General features: G+C 64.8%; 19 protein-coding genes. 14 read left to right on the forward strand and 5 right to left on the reverse strand.

Features of this window, described 5'->3' with window-relative positions:
• Positions 1 to 7 precede the first annotated feature (7 nt).
• The 10 genes from murD to lpxC all read left to right on the forward strand — a co-directional run bounded on the left by murD (position 8) and on the right by lpxC (position 11,599).
• Positions 8 to 1,525: a UDP-N-acetylmuramoyl-L-alanine--D-glutamate ligase gene (gene murD, locus VSR72_RS19425; RefSeq protein WP_342953980.1), complete on the forward strand. Its 1,518-nt coding sequence runs from the start codon at positions 8 to 10 to the stop codon at positions 1,523 to 1,525.
• Positions 1,522 to 2,784, forward strand: a complete 1,263-nt coding sequence (gene ftsW / locus VSR72_RS19430) for a putative lipid II flippase FtsW (protein WP_342953981.1) — start codon at positions 1,522 to 1,524, stop codon at positions 2,782 to 2,784. The genes murD and ftsW overlap by 4 nt, the downstream gene beginning before the upstream one ends.
• A complete protein-coding gene (murG, locus tag VSR72_RS19435; RefSeq protein WP_342953982.1) occupies positions 2,781 to 3,884 on the forward strand; it encodes an undecaprenyldiphospho-muramoylpentapeptide beta-N-acetylglucosaminyltransferase in 1,104 nt (367 codons plus the stop codon). The genes ftsW and murG overlap by 4 nt, the downstream gene beginning before the upstream one ends.
• Positions 3,881 to 5,275, forward strand: a complete 1,395-nt coding sequence (murC, locus tag VSR72_RS19440; protein ID WP_342953983.1) for a UDP-N-acetylmuramate--L-alanine ligase — start codon at positions 3,881 to 3,883, stop codon at positions 5,273 to 5,275. The genes murG and murC overlap by 4 nt, the downstream gene beginning before the upstream one ends.
• A 5-nt stretch (positions 5,276 to 5,280) precedes the next feature.
• Entirely contained in the window at positions 5,281 to 6,234 is a 954-nt protein-coding gene (locus VSR72_RS19445) for a D-alanine--D-alanine ligase (protein ID WP_342953984.1), read from the forward strand.
• 60 nt (positions 6,235 to 6,294) lie between these two features.
• A complete protein-coding gene (locus VSR72_RS19450) occupies positions 6,295 to 7,050 on the forward strand; it encodes a cell division protein FtsQ/DivIB (RefSeq protein WP_342953985.1) in 756 nt (251 codons plus the stop codon).
• A gap of 27 nt (positions 7,051 to 7,077) precedes the next feature.
• On the forward strand, positions 7,078 to 8,310 hold the full coding sequence (gene ftsA, locus VSR72_RS19455) for a cell division protein FtsA (RefSeq protein ID WP_042270315.1): 1,233 nt from the start codon (positions 7,078 to 7,080) through the stop codon (positions 8,308 to 8,310).
• Positions 8,311 to 8,449: 139 nt separating this feature from the next.
• Complete coding sequence (gene ftsZ, locus VSR72_RS19460; protein ID WP_028207795.1) at positions 8,450 to 9,652, forward strand: cell division protein FtsZ; 1,203 nt, start codon at positions 8,450 to 8,452, stop codon at positions 9,650 to 9,652.
• A 260-nt stretch (positions 9,653 to 9,912) separates the two neighbouring features.
• On the forward strand, positions 9,913 to 10,422 hold the full coding sequence (locus VSR72_RS19465; protein ID WP_342953986.1) for a peroxiredoxin: 510 nt from the start codon (positions 9,913 to 9,915) through the stop codon (positions 10,420 to 10,422).
• Between the two features lie 259 nt (positions 10,423 to 10,681).
• A complete protein-coding gene (lpxC, locus tag VSR72_RS19470; protein WP_028207797.1) occupies positions 10,682 to 11,599 on the forward strand; it encodes a UDP-3-O-acyl-N-acetylglucosamine deacetylase in 918 nt (305 codons plus the stop codon).
• An 88-nt stretch (positions 11,600 to 11,687) separates the two neighbouring features.
• Here the strand turns inward: lpxC and VSR72_RS19475 are convergent, their stop codons facing one another.
• Entirely contained in the window at positions 11,688 to 12,161 is a 474-nt protein-coding gene (locus VSR72_RS19475) for a DciA family protein (protein WP_342953987.1), read from the reverse strand.
• Positions 12,162 to 12,513: 352 nt separating this feature from the next.
• Between VSR72_RS19475 and secA the strand changes: the two genes are divergently transcribed.
• The 4 genes from secA to mutT all read left to right on the forward strand — a co-directional run bounded on the left by secA (position 12,514) and on the right by mutT (position 17,997).
• Complete coding sequence (gene secA / locus VSR72_RS19480) at positions 12,514 to 15,318, forward strand: preprotein translocase subunit SecA (protein WP_342953988.1); 2,805 nt, start codon at positions 12,514 to 12,516, stop codon at positions 15,316 to 15,318.
• Positions 15,319 to 15,438: 120 nt separating this feature from the next.
• Positions 15,439 to 16,680 carry a bifunctional glutamate N-acetyltransferase/amino-acid acetyltransferase ArgJ gene (gene argJ / locus VSR72_RS19485; protein ID WP_342953989.1) on the forward strand — a complete coding sequence of 414 codons (1,242 nt, stop codon included), beginning with the start codon at positions 15,439 to 15,441 and terminating at the stop codon, positions 16,678 to 16,680.
• Between the two features lie 16 nt (positions 16,681 to 16,696).
• Complete coding sequence (locus tag VSR72_RS19490) at positions 16,697 to 17,569, forward strand: ATP-binding protein (protein WP_342953990.1); 873 nt, start codon at positions 16,697 to 16,699, stop codon at positions 17,567 to 17,569.
• The gene (gene mutT, locus VSR72_RS19495) at positions 17,566 to 17,997 is read left to right on the forward strand and encodes an 8-oxo-dGTP diphosphatase MutT (RefSeq protein ID WP_342953991.1); all 432 of its coding nucleotides are present in this window, start codon (positions 17,566 to 17,568) and stop codon (positions 17,995 to 17,997) included. The genes VSR72_RS19490 and mutT overlap by 4 nt, the downstream gene beginning before the upstream one ends.
• Before the next feature lie 88 nt (positions 17,998 to 18,085).
• Here the strand turns inward: mutT and VSR72_RS19500 are convergent, their stop codons facing one another.
• The 4 genes from VSR72_RS19500 to VSR72_RS19515 all read right to left on the reverse strand — a co-directional run bounded on the left by VSR72_RS19500 (position 18,086) and on the right by VSR72_RS19515 (position 20,756).
• Positions 18,086 to 18,280 carry a DNA gyrase inhibitor YacG gene (locus VSR72_RS19500; protein WP_069268498.1) on the reverse strand — a complete coding sequence of 65 codons (195 nt, stop codon included), beginning with the start codon at positions 18,278 to 18,280 and terminating at the stop codon, positions 18,086 to 18,088.
• Between the two features lie 49 nt (positions 18,281 to 18,329).
• Positions 18,330 to 19,085 (reverse strand): cell division protein ZapD, encoded by a 756-nt coding sequence (gene zapD, locus VSR72_RS19505; RefSeq protein WP_342953992.1) that lies wholly within the window; start codon positions 19,083 to 19,085, stop codon positions 18,330 to 18,332.
• A 104-nt stretch (positions 19,086 to 19,189) separates the two neighbouring features.
• Complete coding sequence (coaE, locus tag VSR72_RS19510; RefSeq protein ID WP_342953993.1) at positions 19,190 to 19,834, reverse strand: dephospho-CoA kinase; 645 nt, start codon at positions 19,832 to 19,834, stop codon at positions 19,190 to 19,192.
• Positions 19,835 to 19,838: 4 nt separating this feature from the next.
• Complete coding sequence (locus VSR72_RS19515; RefSeq protein ID WP_342953994.1) at positions 19,839 to 20,756, reverse strand: A24 family peptidase; 918 nt, start codon at positions 20,754 to 20,756, stop codon at positions 19,839 to 19,841.
• Between the last annotated feature and the right edge of the window lie 10 nt (positions 20,757 to 20,766).

Consider the following 20,766-nt stretch of genomic DNA (forward strand, 5'->3'; position numbering starts at 1 on the left):
GCAAGCGATGTTTGGCGAGAAGTTTCGGGATCGGCAAAAGCCGATGGTGCTCGTGCTGGGACTCGGGGAATCGGGTCTCGCGATGGCGCGCTGGTGCGCGCGGCATGGTTGCCGCCTGCGCATTGCCGACACGCGCGAAGCGCCGCCGAACTTGCCCGAACTCGCGGCGCGCGGCATCGACGCCGATTTCGTGGGCGGCCCGTTCACGACGGCGCTGCTCGACGGCGTGGAACTCGTAGCGATCAGCCCGGGCCTCTCGCCGCTAGCCGAAGATCTCGTGCCGCTGATCGCCGCCGCGCGCGAACAAGGCATCGAAGTGTGGGGCGAACTCGAACTCTTCGCGCAGGCGCTGCGCCATCTCGGCGAGAGCGGTTACGCACCGAAGGTGCTCGCCATCACCGGCACGAACGGCAAGACCACCACGACGAGCCTGACGGGCATGCTCTGCGAGCGTGCTGGCAAGCGCGTGGCGGTGGCGGGCAATATCAGCCCGGCCATGCTCGACAAGCTCGCCGAAGCCATCGACAACACTGCGCTGCCCGACGTCTGGGTGCTCGAACTGTCGAGCTTCCAGTTGGAGACGGCGCATACGTTCGAGCCCGACGCCGCGGCTGTTCTCAACATCACGCAGGACCATCTCGACTGGCACGGCGGCCTCGACGCCTACGCGGCCGCGAAGGGTCGCATCTTCGGGCCGCGCACGACGCGCGTGCTCAACCGCGACGACGCACGCGTGATGTCGCTCGCCAGCGTGAAAGCGAGTGGCGATGCAAAGGTGGTGACCTTCGGCCTGAACGAGCCTGAAAACGACGGCGACCTGGGTCTGTTGCGCGAGAACGGCATGCAGTGGCTCGTGCAGGCGCACGATCTCGATCCGGCCGACGTGCCTCTCTCCCCGCGCCGCCGCAAGCAGCAGGAAGCCGCACCCGTGAATCTCGGCATGAAGCGCCTCATGCCTGCCGACGCGCTGCGCATTCGCGGTCTGCACAACGCAGCCAACGCGCTCGCGGCGTTCGCGCTCACGCGCGCGATCGACCTCGCGCCCGCGCCGCTTCTGCACGGACTGCGCGAGTATCGCGGCGAGCCGCATCGCGTGGAACTGATTGCGTCGATCGAAGGCATCGACTATGTGGACGACAGCAAGGGCACGAACGTCGGCGCGACGGTTGCGGCGCTCGACGGCCTCGCGCAGCGCGCAGTGCTGATCGCCGGCGGCGACGGCAAGGGCCAGGACTTCGATCCTCTCGCAGCGCCGGTTGCACGCTGGTGCCGCGCCGTGATGCTGATCGGCCGCGACGCGCCGAAGATCCGCGCGGCGCTCGAAGAAACCGGCATCGCGATGAGCGACCACGCGACGCTCGAAGAAGCGACGCGCGCGGCGACGGCGCTTGCGCAACCCGGCGACGTCGTCCTGCTCTCGCCCGCGTGCGCGAGCCTCGACATGTTCCGCAACTACGCCCATCGCGCAGCCGTGTTCCACGACACGGTGGAAGAAATCGCCGCAGAACGGGGGACGATGATATGAGCTGGTCCGAGCGATTCGGTGCGCGCCTCTCGCGCGATGACGGTCAGGCCGGCGGTTCGTCGGGCGGCGCTCGCTCGGGCGGTCTGGCGAGCGTCGTCAACGGCGTTCGTCCCGGACGCTCGCGCATGCTCGACTACGACCACTCGCTCCTGTGGGCCGTGATCGCGCTGCTCGGTCTTGGCGTGGTGATGGTCTACTCGGCCTCGATCGCCATGCCCGATTCGCCCAAGTACGCCTCGTACCGCGACTGGGCGTTCCTCGTGCGCCACATCGTTTCGCTCGTGATCGCCACGGTCACGGCGCTCATCGCGTTCCGCATTCCCGTTTCCACATGGGAGCGCTACGCACCGAAGCTCTTTCTCATTTCGCTCGCCATGCTCGTGGTCGTGCTGATTCCGCACATCGGCAAGGGCGTGAACGGCGCGCGGCGCTGGATTCCGCTCGGCATCACGAACATGCAGCCGTCGGAGATCATGAAGCTCGCCGTGACGATCTACGCGGCCAACTACACGGTGCGCAAGCAGGAATACATGCACAGCTTCGCGAAGGGCTTCTTGCCCATGGCATTCGCCGTGGGCGTGGTTGGCGCGCTGCTGCTGCTCGAGCCCGACATGGGCGCATTCATGGTGATCGCCGCGATCGCCATGGGCGTGCTGTTTCTCGGCGGCGTGAACGGCAAGCTGTTTGGCGGCCTCGTGGCCACCGCAGTGGGCACCTTCACGCTGCTCGTGTGGGCGTCGCCGTGGCGTCGCGAGCGGATCTTCGCATACCTCGATCCGTGGGACGACCGCTACGCGCAGGGCAAGGCGTACCAGCTCACGCACTCGCTCATCGCGTTCGGGCGCGGCGAGTGGTTCGGCGTGGGCCTTGGCGGCAGCGTCGAGAAGCTCAACTATCTGCCCGAAGCCCACACCGACTTCATTCTCGCCGTGATCGGCGAGGAACTCGGTTTCGTCGGCGTGCTCGTCGTGATCCTGCTGTTTTACTGGATCGTGCGTCGCGCATTTGAAATCGGCCGCCAGGCGCTCGCGCTCGACCGCACGTTCGCGGGTCTCGTCGCCAAGGGCCTTGGCGTGTGGTTCGGCGCGCAGGCCTTCATCAACATGGGCGTGAACCTGGGGCTCTTGCCGACCAAGGGTCTCACGCTGCCGCTCGTGAGCTATGGCGGCTCGGGCATCTTGCTGAACTGCGTCGCGGTGGCGCTGCTGCTGCGTGTGGATTACGAGAACCGGGTCTTGATGCGCGGAGGCAAGGTATGACCGCTGCAACGCGCACGCTCATGGTGATGGCCGGCGGCACCGGGGGACACGTGTTCCCGGGGCTCGCCGTCGCGCATCGCATGGAGCAGTGGGGCTGGCGCGTGGTCTGGCTCGGCAATCCCGCAGGCATGGAAGCGACGCTCGTGCCCAAGCACGGCATTTCGATGGAATACGTGCGCTTTGGCGGCGTGCGCGGCAAGGGCATCAAGACCAAGCTGATGCTGCCGCTGAACCTGCTGCGCGCCTGCACGCAGAGCCTCGCGGCGCTGCGCCGCGTGAAGCCCGACGTCGTGCTCGGCATGGGCGGCTACATCACGTTCCCGGCGGGCGTGATGAGCGCGCTTTCGGGCCGTCCACTCGTGCTGCATGAACAGAATTCGATCGCCGGTCTCGCGAACAAGGTGCTCGCGAAACTGGCGAAGCGCGTGCTCGTGGCGTTTCCGGGCGCGCTGCCGAACGCCGAGTGGACCGGCAACCCGATCCGCGAAGCGCTCGAACACGTCGATGCGCCGGCGGCGCGCTACGCGGCGCGTACCGGCCCGCTGCGCGTGCTCGTGGTGGGCGGCAGTCTCGGCGCCACGGCGCTCAACGAAGTGGTGCCGCGCGCGCTGTCGCTGCTCGCGCCTGAGGAGCGTCCGCATATCGTGCATCAGGCGGGCGCGAAGCACATCGACGCCTTGCGTCAAAACTATCTCGACGCCGGACTCGAACTGAATGACACGGTGCAGCTCGTGCCGTTCATCGACGACATGGCGAGCGCCTACCGGAACGCGGACCTCGTGATCTGCCGTTCGGGCGCAATGACGGTGGCCGAAATCGCGGCTGTGGGCGTGGCGGCATGCTTCGTGCCGTTCCCCTACGCCGTGGACGACCACCAGACCACCAACGCCGCGTTCCTTGCCGACAAGGACGCAGCGCTCGTGGTGCAGCAACGCGACCTGACGGCGGAAGGACTCGCCGACTGGTTGCGGCATCAGACCAGAACATCGCTGGCGGAAATGGCCGGGCGCGCTCGCGCGCTCGCGAAACCCGACGCCGCCGATCAGGTCGCGCGCATCTGCGCGGCCGTGGCGGGCGTAAGTGCGGGAGGAAAGCAATGAAACACATCGTCAAACATATCCATTTCGTCGGCATCGGCGGCGCGGGCATGAGCGGCATCGCCGAAGTGCTCGTCAACCTCGGCTATCAGGTAAGCGGCTCTGACCTCTCGAAGAACGGGGTCACCGATCGACTCGCCGCGCTTGGCGCGCGCATCGCGATCGGCCATGCCGAAGAGAACATCGAAGGCGCGAACGCCGTGGTCGTTTCGACCGCGGTGCGCAGCGACAACCCGGAAGTGCTCGCGGCGCGCCATCGCCGTATTCCCATCGTGCCGCGCGCCGTCATGCTCGCGGAACTCATGCGCCTGAAGCAGGGCATCGCGATCGCGGGCACGCACGGCAAGACCACCACGACTTCGCTCGTGGCTAGCGTGCTGGCCGCGGGCGGCCTCGATCCGACTTTCGTGATCGGCGGACGACTGATCAGCGCGGGCGCGAACGCGCGTCTCGGCACGGGCGACTTCATCGTGGCGGAAGCCGACGAATCCGACGCATCGTTCCTGAACCTCTTCCCGGTGATCGAAGTCATTACGAACATCGACGCCGATCACATGGACACCTACGGGCACGATTTCGCGCGCCTGAAGCAGGCGTTCATCGAGTTCACGCATCGCCTGCCGTTCTATGGCATTGCGGTGCTGTGCGTGGACGACCCGAACGTGAAGGAGATTCTGCCGTTCGTCTCGAAGCCGATCATCCGCTACGGCCTCGCGTCCGACGCGCAGGTGCGCGCGGTGAACGTGGTCGCGCGCGAAGGCAAGATGCACTTCACGGTGATGCGCGAAGACGCGCCGTCGCTCGACATCGTGCTGAATCTGCCGGGCACGCACAACGTGCAGAACGCGCTCGCCGCGATTGCGATCGCGACCGAACTCGAAGTGAAGGACGCCGATATTCAACGCGCGCTCGCGGAATTCAACGGCGTGGGTCGTCGTTTTCAGCGTTATGGCGAGATTCCCGTCAACGGCGGCGGCGCCTGGACGTTGATCGACGACTATGGCCACCATCCGGTGGAAATGGCCGCGACGATTGCAGCGGCGCGCGGCGCGTTTCCCGAGCGCCGTCTCGTGCTGGCGTTCCAGCCGCACCGTTATACGCGCACGCGCGACTGCTTCGAAGATTTCGTGCGCGTGCTGTCGACCGTCGATGCGCTCGTGCTGACCGATGTCTATGCGGCCGGCGAAGCGCCGATCGTCGCAGCGGATGGCCGCGCGCTCGCACGCGCGATTCGTGTGGCGGGCAAGGTCGAGCCGGTGTTCGTCGAGACCGTGGATGAAGTGCCGGACGCGCTCGCAGCAGTGGTGCGCGACGGCGATGTGGTGATTACGATGGGCGCGGGTTCGATCGGCGGTGTGCCGGGCCGGATCGCAGCCCAGGAACAGAAGGCGTGAGTGACATGAGCAGTATCGATCCGAAGTTCGACCCGAAGCAGTTCGGCAAGGTGGCGGTGTTGTTCGGTGGCGTGTCCGCCGAGCGCGAGGTGTCGCTCAAGTCGGGCACGCTGGTGCTGCAGGCGCTGCAGAGCGCCGGCATCGACGCGCATGCGTTCGATCCGTCCGTGCGCCCGCTTTCGGCGTTGAAGGACGAAGGCTTCGTGCGCGCGTTCAACGCGCTGCATGGCGGCTATGGCGAGAACGGCCAGATCCAGGGCGCGCTCGACTTTTACGGCATCCGCTATACGGGCACGGGCGTGCTCGGCTCCGCGCTCGGGCTCGACAAGTTCCGCAGCAAGCTCGTGTGGCAGCAGCTCGGCATTCCCACGCCGCCGTTCGAAGCGGTGCTGCGCGGCGACGACTACGCGGCGCGCGCGCCGCAGATCGTCTCGAAGCTCGGCCTGCCGCTCTTCGTGAAGCCCGCGAGCGAAGGCTCGAGCGTGGCCGTGATCAAGGTGAAGGCCGAAAGCGAACTCGTGCCGGCGCTCGAAGAAGCCGCGAAGTTCGACAAGATCGTGCTGGTGGAAAAGAGCATCGAAGGCGGCGGCGAGTACACCGCGTGCATCGCGGGCGACCTCGATCTGCCGATCATCAAGATCGTGCCGGCCGGCGAGTTCTACGACTACGACGCGAAGTACATCCTCGACACGACGCAGTATCTGATTCCGTGTGGCGTCGCGCCGGAGAAGGAAGCGGAACTGAAGAAGCTCGCGCGCCGCGCGTTCGACGTGCTCGGCTGCACCGACTGGGGCCGCGCCGACTTCATGATGGACGGCGCTGGCAACGCGTATTTCCTCGAAGTGAACACGGCGCCTGGCATGACCGATCACTCGCTGCCGCCGAAGGCTGCGCGCTCGGTGGGCATCGAGTATCGCGACCTCGTGGTGCGCGTGCTGGCACTCACGCTGAAAGATTGAACCCCTAATTAATCTCTGACCAACGAATTGCCGAACCTGCGTTGAACCGACAATCTCGAAATGTGGAATAACGTACGCCAGCTCAACCTTGCCGCCAACGCGTTGCACGCGCTGCTCGCGCTCGCGCTGCTGGCGGCTGGCTGCTACTGGCTCGTGCAGCGACCGAACTTCGCGCTGCGAGAAATCCGCATCGAGGGCGACACCGAGCACATCAATTCGCCCACTGTGCGTGCGAGCGTGGTCGGCCGGCTGAAGGGCAACTTCTTCACCGTCGATCTCGATACGGCGCGCACTGCGTTCGAGCAGATGCCGTGGGTGCGTCACGCGAGCGTGCGCCGCGTATGGCCCAACGCGCTGGCTGTCACGCTCGAAGAGTACAAACCGCTGGGCACGTGGGGCAGTGATCAGCTCGTGAGCACGGACGGCGAATTGTTCACTGCGAACCAGGGCGAACTCGACGAAGAGCTGCCCGCGTTCGACGGGCCCGACGGCACCGCGCCCGAAGTGGTCGCGCGCTACCGCGACCTCGCGAAATGGTTCGCGCCGCTCGGGCTCACGCCTGATGAAGTGACACTCTCGGCGCGCTACGCGTGGACGGTGAAGCTCTCGAACGGCATGCAGGTGGAACTGGGCCGCGAGCGCAACGCCGACACGTTGGGCGAGCGTTCGCATCGTCTCATCGCCGCGTGGTCGGCGGTGACGCAGCGTTGGGGCAAAGAGATCGAATACGCGGACCTGCGTTATCCGAACGGGTTTGCAATAAGAGCAGCCGGCATGCGCTTCATCAGTGACACGCCCGCTCCGGGTAAGAAGTAACAGGACATCACACGCAACGAGCACGATATGAGTAAAGACTATAAGGATCTGCTGGTCAGCCTCGACATCGGGACGTCGAAGGTGGTGGCCGTCGTCGCCGAACTAAAGGGCGAAGGCCACTACGAAGTGATCGGTCTCGGCCAGAGCGAATCGAAAGGTCTCAAGAAAGGCGTGGTGGTGAACATCGAGGCCACTGTGCAGTCTATCCAGCGAGCGCTCGAAGAAGCGGAACTCATGGCCGACTGCAAGATCACTAACGTATTCACCGGGATTGCGGGCAGCCACATTCGCAGCTTCAACTCGAGCGGCATGGTCGCTATCAAGGAGAAGGAAGTCACGCAGGCAGACGTCGCGCGCGTGATCGAAACGGCGAAGGCGATCAACATCCCGACCGACCAGCAGGTGCTGCATATCCTCACGCAGGAATTCATCATCGACGGCCAGGAAGACGTGCGCGAGCCGATCGGCATGAGCGGCATTCGCCTGGAAGTGAAGGTGCATATCGTGACGGGCGCGGTGAGCGCGGCGCAGAACATCGTGAAGTGCGTGCGCCGCTGCGGGCTCGAAGTGAACGACCTCATTCTGCAACCGCTCGCCTCGTCGCTGGCGGTGCTGACCGAGGACGAGAAGGAACTGGGCGTGGTGCTCGTCGATGTCGGTGGCGGCACGACCGACATCGCGATCTTCAGCGAAGGCGCGATTCGCCATACCGCGGTGATTCCGATCGCGGGCGACCAGGTGACGAGCGACATCGCCATGGCGCTGCGCACGCCCACGCCCGACGCGGAAGACATCAAGGTGAGCTACGGCATCGCGAAGCAGGCGCTCGCCGATCCGGACGAGATGATCGAAGTGCCGGGTCTTGGCGAGCGCGGTCCGCGCACGCTGTCGCGCCAGGCGCTCGCCGCCGTGATCGAGCCGCGCGTGGAAGAGCTTTTCTCGCTGGTGCAGCAGGTGGTGCGCGAATCGGGCTACGAAGAACTGCTGAGCTCGGGCGTCGTGCTCACGGGCGGCGCCGCGATGATGCCGGGCATGGTCGAGTTGGGTGAGGACATTTTCCTGAAGCCGGTGCGCATTGGCGTGCCGGAATACGCGGGCGGTCTGGCCGACGTGGTGCGCAATCCGCGCTACTCGACGGCAATGGGCTTGCTCGTGGAAGGCCGCTCGCAGCGCATGCGCGGTCGCAAGGTTGCAGTGCAGTCGGGGTCGATGGGCCAGGTCTTTTCACGCATGAAGGACTGGTTCCTCGGCAACTTCTAAGTACAGAAGTCGCAGGACAGAAGGCGAAGTACAAGCTTCGAAAAGCGCTGGTGACGGCGGCTAGCGCGCAGTGGAAGGTTGCCCGATCTTCCACTGGATAACGGCCGAGGAGCGGAATCTTTTTCTTGACGGAGGCAACATGGAATTCCAGATGCTGGAAACGGAAACCAACGGCACCATCATCAAGGTGGTAGGCGTTGGTGGTGCTGGCGGCAATGCCGTGCAGCACATGATCAATCGCGGCGTGCAAGGCGTCGATTTCATCGTGATGAACACGGACGCACAGGCGCTCTCGCGCTCGCGTGCATCGGCCGTGATTCAACTCGGCAACACGGGCCTCGGCGCCGGTGCGAAGCCGGAGATGGGCCGCGCGGCAGCGGAAGAAGCACGTGAGCGCATCGCCGACGCACTGCGCGGCGCGCACATGGTGTTCATCACCGCCGGCATGGGTGGCGGCACGGGTACGGGCGCGGCTCCGGTCGTCGCGCAGATCGCCAAGGAAATGGGCATTCTCACCGTTGGCGTGGTGAGCAAGCCGTTCGAGTTCGAAGGCGGCAAGCGCATGCGCGTGGCGGAAGCCGGCTCGCAGCAACTGGAGGATCACGTCGACTCGCTGATCGTCGTCCTGAACGACAAGCTGTTCGACGTGATGGGCGATGACGCCGAGATGGACAAGTGCTTCCAGTGCGCGGACGACGTTCTGAACAACGCAGTTGCAGGCATCGCCGAAATCATCAACGTCGACGGTCTGGTGAACGTCGACTTTGAAGACGTGAAGACGGTGATGGGCGAGCAGGGCAAGGCGATGATGGGCACGGCCACGGTGGCCGGCGTCGATCGCGCGCGCCTCGCGGCCGAACAGGCCGTGGCGAGCCCGCTGCTCGAAGGCGTCGATCTGTCGGGCGCGCGTGGCGTGCTGGTCAACATCACGTCGAGCCGTTCGCTGCGTCTGTCGGAAACGCGCGAAGTGATGAACACCATCAAGAGCTATGCTGCAGAAGACGCCACGGTGATCTTCGGTGCGGTGTACGACGACGCGATGGGCGACGCGCTGCGCGTGACGGTGGTGGCAACGGGCCTTGGCCGCGCTGCGAAGAAGCAGCAAGCCGCGCCGATGCAACTGCTGCGCACGGGCACGGACAACCAGCCGATCCCGGCTCCGGCAGGTTCGTACGCACCGCAGCACAGCGGCCACGGCAACACGGCCGACTACGGCGCGCTCGACACGCCGGCTGTGTGGCGCACGTCGCGCGACACCGCGGCTTCGCACGTGCAGGCGCTGCAGGAAAAGGGCGTCGACACGTACGATATCCCGGCGTTCCTGCGCAAGCAGGCGGACTAAGGCGAGCCGATCTGACTGCGGCAGGGCACGCGTTGCCCTCGCCCGCAGACAGATAGCGCGCTGCGTAGCAATGAAGGCGAGCAAGACCAGCAAGGCCGCATCCGCGAGGATGCGCGGCAGGGACGGTTGCCCGCCACGCGTAGAGCGTGGGGGACAGGCGCGGTGTCGCCCACGATCCTGTGTAACCTTGGAGTACATCGTTGCCCAACATTGCAAAACGCTAGCGCGACACGCTTGCGCATCGTTGCGAAGGACGAGTCATGATCAAACAGGGTGAAACGCTGCCCGAAGCGACCCTCTTCGAGTTCGTCGAAGACGCGCGCGAGGGTTGCACGCTGGGGCCGAACAGCTTCGACGTGCGAAAGGAAGCGGCGGGCAAGCGCGTGGTGATCTTCGGATTGCCTGGCGCGTTCACGCCTACGTGCTCCGCGAAGCACGTGCCGGGTTACGTCGAACACTTTGACGCGCTGCGCGCGGCCGGTGTCGACGAGGTCTGGTGCGTGTCCGTCAACGACGCGTTCGTCATGGGCGCGTGGGGACGCGATCAGCGTACCTCGGGCAAGGTACGCATGATGGCCGACGGCAGCGCAGCGTTGACTCGTGCACTCGGACTGGAGCAGGATTTGTCGGCGCGTGGCATGGGAATCCGCTCCCAGCGCTATGCGATGGTGGTCGACGACGGCGTGGTCAAGACGCTGCACGTCGAAGCGCCCGGCAAGTTCGAAGTGAGCGATGCTGCGAGCATACTTGCCACGTTGAGCCGCGCATGAACCCGTTCGCGGGCGCGGCGTTGCCCTGATGCAACGCGAACCTGCGACGGAAATGTGACAGGCGATTACGTGAGCCCAGCGGGCCGATCACCCCGGGAACGCCTCCGTTCCGGGCATCGGCCCGCCCTCCATCCCTAATGGGTAATACAGGGAAACAGTTTGTCACGCCGGTGGAAACGACGGACTCGGTGCAACTGGAGTATAATTCGTGCTATGAAATAAAAAATCCCGATTGGGATTTTCAATGAGCAAGAAGACCATGTTGAAGCAGCGAACCATCAAATCAATCGTGAAGACAGTCGGCATCGGCCTGCACTCGGGCCGCAAGGTCGACCTGACGCTCCGTCCGGCGGCGCCGAACACGGGCATCGTGTTTTCGCGCGTGGATTTGCCGACGCCGGTGGATATCCCCGCATCGGCGATGGCGATTGGCGACACCCGCTTGGCCTCGGTGCTGCAGAAAGACGGCGCACGTGTCTCGACGATCGAGCACCTCATGTCCGCCTGCGCAGGCCTTGGCATCGACAACCTCTATGTGGACGTAACCGCAGAAGAAATTCCGATCATGGACGGCAGCGCGGCTTCGTTCGTGTTCCTGATCCAGTCGGCGGGTATTGAGGAGCAGAACGCTCCGAAGAAGTTCATCAAGGTGAAGAAGCCTGTGGAGATCCGCGACGGCGACAAGTTCGCACGTCTCGAGCCTTACTTCGGCTTCAAGCTCAAGTTCACGATCGATTTCCGCCACCCGGCCGTCGACAAGACGGGCCAGGCGCTCGAAGTGGACTTTGCGAATACCTCGTACGTGCGCGAAATCGCGCGCGCCCGCACGTTCGGCTTCGCGCACGAAGTCGAGATGATGCGCGAGCTGGGCCTCGCGCGCGGCGGCAGCATGGACAACGCCATCGTGCTGGACGAGTACCGCATTCTGAACAACGACGGCCTGCGCTACGACGACGAGTTCGTGAAGCACAAGATGCTCGACGCGATCGGCGACCTGTACGTGGTCGGCCATCCGCTGCTGGCGGCCTACGACGCGTACAAGTCGGGCCACGGCCTGAATAACGCGCTGCTGCGCGAACTCCTCGCGAATGAGGACGCCTACGAGATCGTCACGTTCGACGATCCGCAGAAGGCGCCGCGCGGCTTCGGCTACGAGGCGCAGACGGCGTTCGCCTGAGTTTCGAGCGAGATCCGGCGCAAAAAAGGGCAGCTTCAAGCTGCCCTTTTTCTTTTTGCGCGGTTTCGTTGGATTTCAGTGCGCCGAATTAGCGTTTTTTCGTGTGGCGCGCCGCCATCTTCGCGAGGGCAGCCTGCAACGGCGAAGCGTCCAGCGATTCGCTGAGTGCCTGAAGCGCTGCCGCGCCGGCCGGTGTCATGCGCGCCTGCTTGGGCGGCGCGGGATCTTTCACGGCTTGCGGACGCACACGGATGCGCACGCTGTTCAACGCCCAGCCGCGCGCCTGCAGGTCGGCCACAAGACGCGGCTCCAGATGCCGCAGCCGTGCCGCGAGCGCGTTGTGTGCGGTGAAAAGGGCCAGCGTGCCGTCCTTGATGAAGCCGGGCTCGACGCTCGCAGCAAGATAGTCGGGTAGCAGTGCGTTCAGGTCGCGCTGGATCGACGCGATCTGCTCGACGCCGGCGCGCAGCGGCGCGAACGCGTCCGTGCGGCTCAGCACTTCGGCGAGCGGCTGGGGGACGCGTGGTCCTCTGGACCTTGAAAACGGCGAGAAACGGCTCATGTGGCGTATGGATGGGAGAGCGCAAGCGGCATCTCGTTGCCTGCGGTAGTGTCATTGTAGCCTGCGCTGCGCTCATCCCAGCGGCCTCAGGCCGTTCGGCCAGGGCCGCATCGCGGCCCTTCGCCGCACGGCGGGAAGGCCGTCCGTGCGGGCACCGCGCGCGCCAGAGCCGTCTTCGCGCTGACACAGGCGGGTGAGAGGGCGCGTGCTAAAATGCCCGATTCGAATCCACCATTTTTGGGCTAAAGCCGCCGAGGTTCTTTCGGTCCGGTTGCGCAGTGTAGATACCGCGCAGTCAGCTGAACCCACCCTCAGGAATCCCGGCCGAAGCCGCGACGCAGACACCGATCCGATGACCACCGGTTTCTTACAGAAAATCTTTGGCAGCCGCAATCAGCGCCTGATCAAGCAATATCAGAAGACGGTAGCGGCGATCAACGCGCTCGAACCGAAGATCGAGCAGTACACCGACGAGCAACTGCGCGCGAAGACGGTCGAGTTCCGCGAGCGCGTGGCCAACGGCACCTCGCTGGACGAACTGCTGCCCGAGGCGTTCGCTGTTTGCCGCGAGGCGAGCAAGCGCGTGCTGAAGATGCGCCACTTCGACGTGCAGCTGATCGGCGGCATGGTGCTGCATTACGGCAAGATCGCTGAAATGCGCACTGGCGAAGGCAAGACGCTCGTCGCCACATTGCCCGTCTACCTGAATGCCCTGTCGGGCCGCGGCGTCCACGTCGTGACGGTGAACGACTACCTCGCGCAGCGCGACGCCGAATGGATGGCGCGTCTGTACAACTTCCTCGGTCTCTCCGTCGGCATCAACCTGTCGCAGATGGACCACGCGATGAAGCAGGAAGCGTACGCGGCAGACATCACCTACGGTACGAACAACGAGTTCGGCTTCGACTACCTGCGCGACAACATGGTCTACGAGACCGAGGCGCGCGTGCAGCGTGCGCTGAACTTCGCCGTGGTCGACGAGGTGGACTCGATCCTGATCGACGAAGCGCGTACGCCGCTCATCATCTCGGGCCAGGCCGAAGACCACACCGAACTCTATGTGCGCATGAACGCGCTGCCGCCGCTGCTCGAGCAGCAGATCGGCGAAGAGAAGGCCGACGGCACGGGCGTGGAAAAGCCGGGCGACTACACGCTCGACGAAAAGGCGCGCCAGGTGTTCCTCACGGAATCGGGCCACGAGAAGGCGGAGCGCATGCTCGCCGAGTGGGGCCTGATCGGCCAGGGCGAAAGCCTCTACGCGCCGCAGAACATCACGCTGATGCACCACGTGTACGCCGCGCTGCGCGCGCACACGCTGTTCTACAAGGACCAGCACTACGTGGTGCAGAACGGCGAAGTCATCATCGTCGACGAATTCACCGGCCGTCTCATGGCTGGCCGCCGCTGGTCGGACGGGCTGCATCAGGCCGTGGAAGCGAAGGAGCACGTGAAGATCCAGAGCGAGAACCAGACGCTCGCTTCGATCACGTTCCAGAACTACTTCCGCATGTACGCGAAGCTTTCGGGCATGACGGGTACGGCCGACACCGAAGCGTACGAATTCAACGAGATCTACGGCCTCGAAACGGTGGTGGTCCCGACGAACCGCACACCCAAGCGGATCGACAAGCAGGATCAGATCTACAAGACGGCGAACGAACGCTACGACGCCGTGATTCGCGATATCCGCGAATGCTACGAGCGTGGTCAGCCGGTGCTGGTCGGCACGACGTCGATCGAAAACTCGGAGCTGCTTTCGAACCTGCTCACGAAGGCCGGTCTGCCGCACGAAGTGCTCAACGCGAAGCAGCACGCGCGTGAAGCCGCGATCGTCGCCGAAGCGGGCCGTCCGCAGCGCGTCACCATCGCCACCAACATGGCGGGTCGCGGTACCGACATCGTGCTGGGCGGCAATGCGGAGAAGCAGGCCGCGTTCATCGAAGCCGACGAAGCGATTCCCGCCGACGAAAAGGCGCGCCGCATCCAGCAACTGCACGACGAGTGGCAAACGCTGCACGATCAGGTGAAGGCCGCGGGCGGTCTGCACATCATCGGCACCGAGCGTCACGAATCGCGCCGGATCGACAACCAGCTGCGCGGCCGTGCGGGCCGTCAGGGCGACCCGGGCTCGTCGCGTTTCTATCTCTCGCTCGAAGATCCGCTGCTGCGCATTTTCGCGGGCGACCGCGTGCGCGCGATCATGGACCGCCTGAAGATGCCGGAAGGCGAGGCGATCGAGGCGGGTATCGTCACGCGTTCGATCGAGTCGGCGCAACGCAAGGTCGAAGCGCGCAACTTCGACATCCGCAAGCAGCTGCTCGAATACGACGACGTGTCGAACGATCAGCGCAAGGTGATCTACCAGCAGCGCAATGAACTGCTCGAAGCGCATGACATCACCGAAACGATTGGCGCGATGCGTCATGGCGTGATCACGGACATCGTGCGCCAGTTCGTGCCGCACGGCAGTATCGAAGAGCAGTGGGACGTGCCCGAGCTCGAAGAAGTGCTGCGCAACGAATGGCAGCTCGATCTCGCGATCCAGGAGATGATCAACGAGTCGTCGTCGATCGACGCCGATGAAATTCTCGAAGCGGTGCAAGCCGCCGGCGACGAAGCGTACGAGCAGAAGGTCGCGCTCGTGGGCCGCGAATCGTTCAGCGCGTTCGAGCGCTCGGTCATGCTGCAAACGCTCGACCGCAGCTGGCGCGAACACCTCGCGGCGCTCGACCACCTGCGCCAGGGCATCCATCTGCGCGGCTATGCGCAGAAGAACCCGAAGCAGGAGTACAAGCGCGAGGCGTTCGAATTGTTCGCTGCGATGCTCGAAGCCGTGAAGCTCGAAGTCACGCGTATCGTGATGAACGTGCAGATCCAGTCGCCGGAGCAACTCGAACAGGCGGCCGAGCAGATCGAAGAGCAGGGCCATCATGTCGAGAACGTCGAGTTCCGTCATGCCGAGTTCGCCGAAGCCGACGCAGCGCAGGCTCCCGCGGCTGCCGCACCCGTGGCCGCCGACGCAGCCGCCGCAATGGTGGGCGCGGCCATGAGCCATACGCCGCCGGTGGGCAGCGACCTGCCGAAGGTCGGTCGCAACGACCCGTGCCCCTGCGGCAGCGGCAAGAAATACAAGCTGTGTCACGGCAAGATCACGTGACGCAGGCTTGATCGTAGATTCCGGTGGCCCGCTGCTCCTGGCGGGCCTTGAGTTCTGAATCCCGATGCCGGCCAGGCTCCAGCGCCTTGGCCGGCATCGCCTTTTCGACAGGTCGCCACCATGGCTGTCAATTTCCCCTCGATTGATCCCGCTCAACTTCATCCGGTCGCTGGCGTGACGCTCGGCTGGGCGGAAGCCAACATCCGCAAGCCCAATCGCAAGGACGTGCTGGTGATTTCCGTCGACGAAGGCGCGAGCGTGGCCGGCGTGTTCACGCTGAACCGCTTCTGCGCCGCGCCGGTGACGGTCTGCCGCGAGCATCTCGCGAAGGTGCGCGCGGGCGGCAAAGGTATTCGCGCGCTGGTGGTGAACACGGGCAACGCGAACGCGGGCACGGGCGAGCCGGGCATGAAGCACGCACGCGAAACCTGCGACGAACTCGCGCGCCTCGCGGGCCTCGAGTCCTCGCAGGTACTGCCGTTCTCGACGGGCGTGATTCTCGAGCCGCTGCCCATCGACCGCCTGAAGGCTGGCCTGCCCGCCGCGCTGGAGAATCGCAAGGCTGCGCACTGGTACGACGCCGCACAGGCCATCATGACGACCGACACGCTGCCGAAGGCCGTGTCGCGTCAGGTGACGATCGACGGTCACGCCATCACGTTCACGGGCATCAGCAAGGGCGCGGGCATGATCAAGCCGAACATGGCGACCATGCTCGGCTTCCTGGCGTTCGACGCGAACGTTGCGCAGCCCGTGCTCGACGAGCTTGTGAAGTACGTGGCCGACCGCTCGTTCAACTGCGTCACCATCGACGGCGATACCTCGACCAACGACTCGTTCATCATGATCGCCTCGGGCAAGGCTAGCCTGCCCGCGATCACGTCGACGGACACGCCCGCCTACGCCGCGCTGCGCGACGCCGTGACGGCGGTCGCCCAGGAACTCTCGCAACTGATCGTGCGTGACGGCGAAGGCGCGACCAAATTCATGACCGTGCAGGTCGAAGGCGGGAAGGACGTCGCCGAGTGCCGTCAGATTGCCTACGCGATCGGCCACTCGCCGCTCGTGAAGACGGCGTTCTACGCCTCGGACCCCAACCTCGGCCGAATCCTGGCCGCCATCGGCTATGCGGGCGTGACGGACCTCGACGTCGACAAGATCGACCTCTATCTCGACGACGTGCTCGTGGCGAAAGCGGGCGGCCGCAACCCGGCCTACCGCGAAGAAGACGGCCAACGCGTCATGAAGAAGAGCGAGATCCTGATTCGCGTGCTGCTCGGCCGTGGCGACGCGCAAGCCACCATCTGGACCTGCGACCTCTCGCACGACTACGTGAGCATCAACGCCGATTACCGTTCCTGATTCACGCCTTTATCACATGGACAAGCTCGAACAGTTTTTGACCCGCGCCGAAGCGCTGCTCGGCCGCCTCGAAGCCGTGCTGCCGCCGTCGGCACCCGATGTCGACTGGAACGCGGCCGTCGCGTTTCGCTGGCGCAAGCGCCAGGGGCGCGGCTTCCTGCAGCCGGTGCCCGCAATCTCGCTGATCTCGCTCGATGACCTGCAGAACATCGACCGACAGAAAGATCTCATCGACCGCAACACGCGCCAGTTCGTGCAGAAGAAGCCCGCGAACAACGTGCTGCTCACCGGCGCGCGCGGCACCGGCAAGTCGTCGCTGATCAAGGCGTGCCTGAACGCGTATGCGCAGGACGGTCTGCGCCTGATCGAAGTCGACAAGGACGATCTGCACGACCTCGGCGATATCGTCGATCTGATCTCGGCGCGCCCCGAGCGCTTCATCGTTTTCTGCGACGACCTCTCGTTCGAGGAAGGCGAATCGGGCTACAAGGCGCTGAAGGTGGCACTGGACGGCTCGGTAGCCGCGCAGTCGGACAACGTGCTGATCTACGCGACCTCGAACCGCCGCCATCTGCTGCCCGAGTACATGAGCGACAACGAGACGTATAAGCACATGCCCGACGGCGAGATACATCCGGGTGAAGTGGTGGAAGAGAAGATCTCGCTGTCTGAGCGCTTTGGCCTTTGGGTGAGCTTCTATCCGTTCAAGCAGGACGACTATCTGACGATCGTCGGACACTGGCTGCGCCATTTCGGCTGCGACGACGCCGAAGTCGAATCGGCGCGCGGCGACGCGCTTGTGTGGGCGCTGGAGCGCGGCTCGCGTTCGGGCCGCGTGGCATGGCAGTTCGCACGCGACTGGTCGGGCAAGAAGGCGCAAGAGGCATGAACGCCGAAGCCAACGCCGCAAAGGATGCTCCCGCAAACGCACGCCCCGTGACGGAAGTCGCGGTGGGCGTGCTGGTGCAGCCCGATGGCCGCTACCTGCTCGCGCAGCGCCCGGAAGGCAAGCCGTATGCAGGCTACTGGGAGTTTCCAGGCGGCAAGCTGGAAGCGGGCGAGACGGTCGAAGCCGCGCTGGCGCGCGAGCTGCACGAGGAACTGGGCATCGACGTGAAGGCGTGCCACCTGTGGCATACGCTCGAGCACGATTATCCGCATGCCTATGTGCGGCTTTTCTTCTGCAAGGTGACCGAGTGGACCGGCGAGCCGCATGGTCGCGAAGGCCAGGCGTTCGTCTGGCAGTCGCTGCCGGCGAGCGTCGAGCCGCTCTTGCCCGCGACGATTCCCGTGCTGGAGTGGCTGGCGGCGGAGTAATCCCTGACGGGCCGCGACGATGCAAAAGGCCGCTGTGCGTGATGCACAGCGGCCTATTTTTTCATCTGGCGCAAGCACGCAACGCCGTCTATTGGCGCGTATCCGTGGGCGGCGCGTCTTCCGGCGGCGTTTCGTCGTCGGCGCCGCCGATGCGATACTTTTCGGCCGCCCATGCGCCGAGATCCATTTGCTTGCAACGTTCGGAGCAGAAAGGCCGGAAGCGGTTTTCCGGTACCCAGCGGACTTCCTTGCCGCAGGACGGACATTTGACGACAGTGGTCATGCGATAGAACTTTGGTTGCGTTGAGTCTGGCGTGGCTTCGCGTTCGGTTTCACAGGCTGCAGAGCGTGAGCTGGAACGGCACGTCCTGATCGACGGCGCGCGGACGCAGATCGCCATCCTGCACCGTGAAGCGCACCCACAGCATGTACTTGTTGGCGCTCGCTTCGGGAATCACGCGCAAATCCGGTGCCACGCGCACTTGCATGAGCTGATATGCACGGCCCGACAGCATCTGCTGATAACTGCCCTGCATGGCCATAACCTTCGACGCCTGGCCCGATTCGCGCGCGAGGCGCAGCACGATGGCGGCCGCGTCGCGCAACGGCAGCAGTGGCGTGACCCACTTGGCGATGTCCTGACGGCGTTGATCGGGATGCAACTGTTGCCACGCGTAGTACGACGGCAGATCGAACTTGCAGGTGCCGCCGGGAATGATCGCGCGGCTGCGGATGCTCGTGAGCCACTCGTTGTCCATCAAATGCTGGCCCGTCTTGCCTTGCATCTGCGTGAGGCCGGCTAGCGTTTGCTCGATTTCGCCCAGCACGGTTTCGAGCGCATTCTGCTCGATGCCGGGATTGCCGCGGAACGGCGCGAGCGTTTGGCGCTGCCGCTCGAGTTCCTTCATGAGGTCCGACTTCAGGTCGGCGCGGCCTGCGACTTCGGCGATTTCGAAGAGCGTCGTGAGCGCGACGTGATGTTCCCTCGGATCCTCCTGGGTCAGGAAAAACGTGAAGCGCTCGAACAGGTCTTCGAGGCGCAGCAGCGTTCGGATTCGCTCGTTGAAGGGATACTCGTAAAGAATCAAGCGCGCTCGCCTCGGGCGTGGTAGGTGACGGATTGCAGGACATTCTAATGCCGTGGGACTACGGTCGCAATCGCGCCGGCCTGGCGCCTGGCCGATGTGTCCCGCTAATCGCGCGCGGATGGCGCGTTTTGAGCCTGACTGGCCTTTGCGGCAGCGAGCTTGAGATAGGTCTGATGCAATGCGTCGACATCCTGAGCGAGCGTTTCGAGCGTCGCACCGTCGTCGTTCACCACTACGTTGTCGGCGGCCGCGAGGCGCGCCTCGCGCGTGGCCTGTCGCGCGATGATCGCGAGCACCTGCTCACGTGTGAAGCCATTGCGGCGCATCACGCGAGCGATCTGGGTTTCCACGCTGCAATCGACGGTGAGCACGCGATCGACACGTGTCTTCCAGGTGCCCGACTCAACGAGCAAGGGCACGACCACGATCACGTAAGGCCCGCTCGCTTCTCGCGTTTCGCGTTCGGCCTCGGAGCGGATCAGCGGGTGCGTGATGCCCTCGAGCCGCTTGCGCGCGGACTCGTCGCCGAACACGAGTGTACGCATGCGCGCGCGGTCCATCGAGCCGTCCGGCGCGACGAATTCAGGGCCGAATTCCGCGACGATCTGCGCCATTGCGACGCCATGCGGCGCGGTAATGCGATGCGCGATGAGATCGGTGTCGACGATCGTCACGCCGCGCGCTGCGAAGCAATCTGCAACGGTGGACTTGCCGCTACCGATGCCACCCGTCAATCCGACCGCGAACATTCGATCAGTTCCCCCACGCAAATACGCCATACAGCGGTGTGCCCGCAAACAATGTGACGAGCGCGCCTGCGGCCAGATACGGGCCGAACGGCAGCGGCTCCTCGAAACGCATGCGCCCTGTCAGCGTAGCAATGATGCCGACGAGCGCGCCAGCCACTGCGGCGATCACGACGATCTGCGGCAGCGCGCTCCAGCCGAGCCACGCGCCGAGCGCGGCGAGCAGTTTGAAGTCTCCGTGGCCCATGCCTTCGACGCCACGCAACAGCTTGAAGACCCAATAGACGCACCAAAGCGCCAGATAACCTGCAACAGCGCCGATCACCGCTTCGCGCAGCGTGACGAAGGTGCCGGCGAAGTTGATCAGCAACCCGGCCCACAGCAGCGGCTGCGTGATCTCGTCGTGCAGCATCTGGTGTTGGAGGTCGATGGCGCTCGCGGCGATGAGCGCGGCGCACAGCACGAACGCGGCGAGCGCCTTGCCGGTGGGCCCGAAGGCGAGCAATGCGCCGGCCGCACAAGCCGCGCTTGCGAGTTCGATGAGAGGGTAGCGCACGCTCACGCGCGCATGACAGTGCGAGCAGCGCCCGCGCAGCGCCACCCAACTGATCACCGGAATGTTTTCCCAGGCACGCAGAACGTGGCCGCAGTGCGGGCACGCGCTGCGAGGGAGCCAGAGGTTGTAGCGCGCGGGCAGCCCGTCGTCTTCGAAGAGCGGGCCGGGCGTACCGCTCGCTTCGGCCACATCGGCGCGCCACGCGCGCTCCAGCATGATCGGCAGCCGGTGCACGACCACGTTGAGAAAGCTGCCGATGACGAGCCCGAACGCAATGCTGAAACCCATGAGCACGCCGAAGGGCAGACCGGCGAGAGCGGCTGCGAGCGGCGTTGCGGAATCGGGCGCGGAAAGTAGTTGGACGGGCATGAGACGGAAC

Source organism: Paraburkholderia sp. JHI869 (genome assembly GCF_038900775.1).
Taxonomy (GTDB): Bacteria; Pseudomonadota; Gammaproteobacteria; order Burkholderiales; family Burkholderiaceae; genus Paraburkholderia.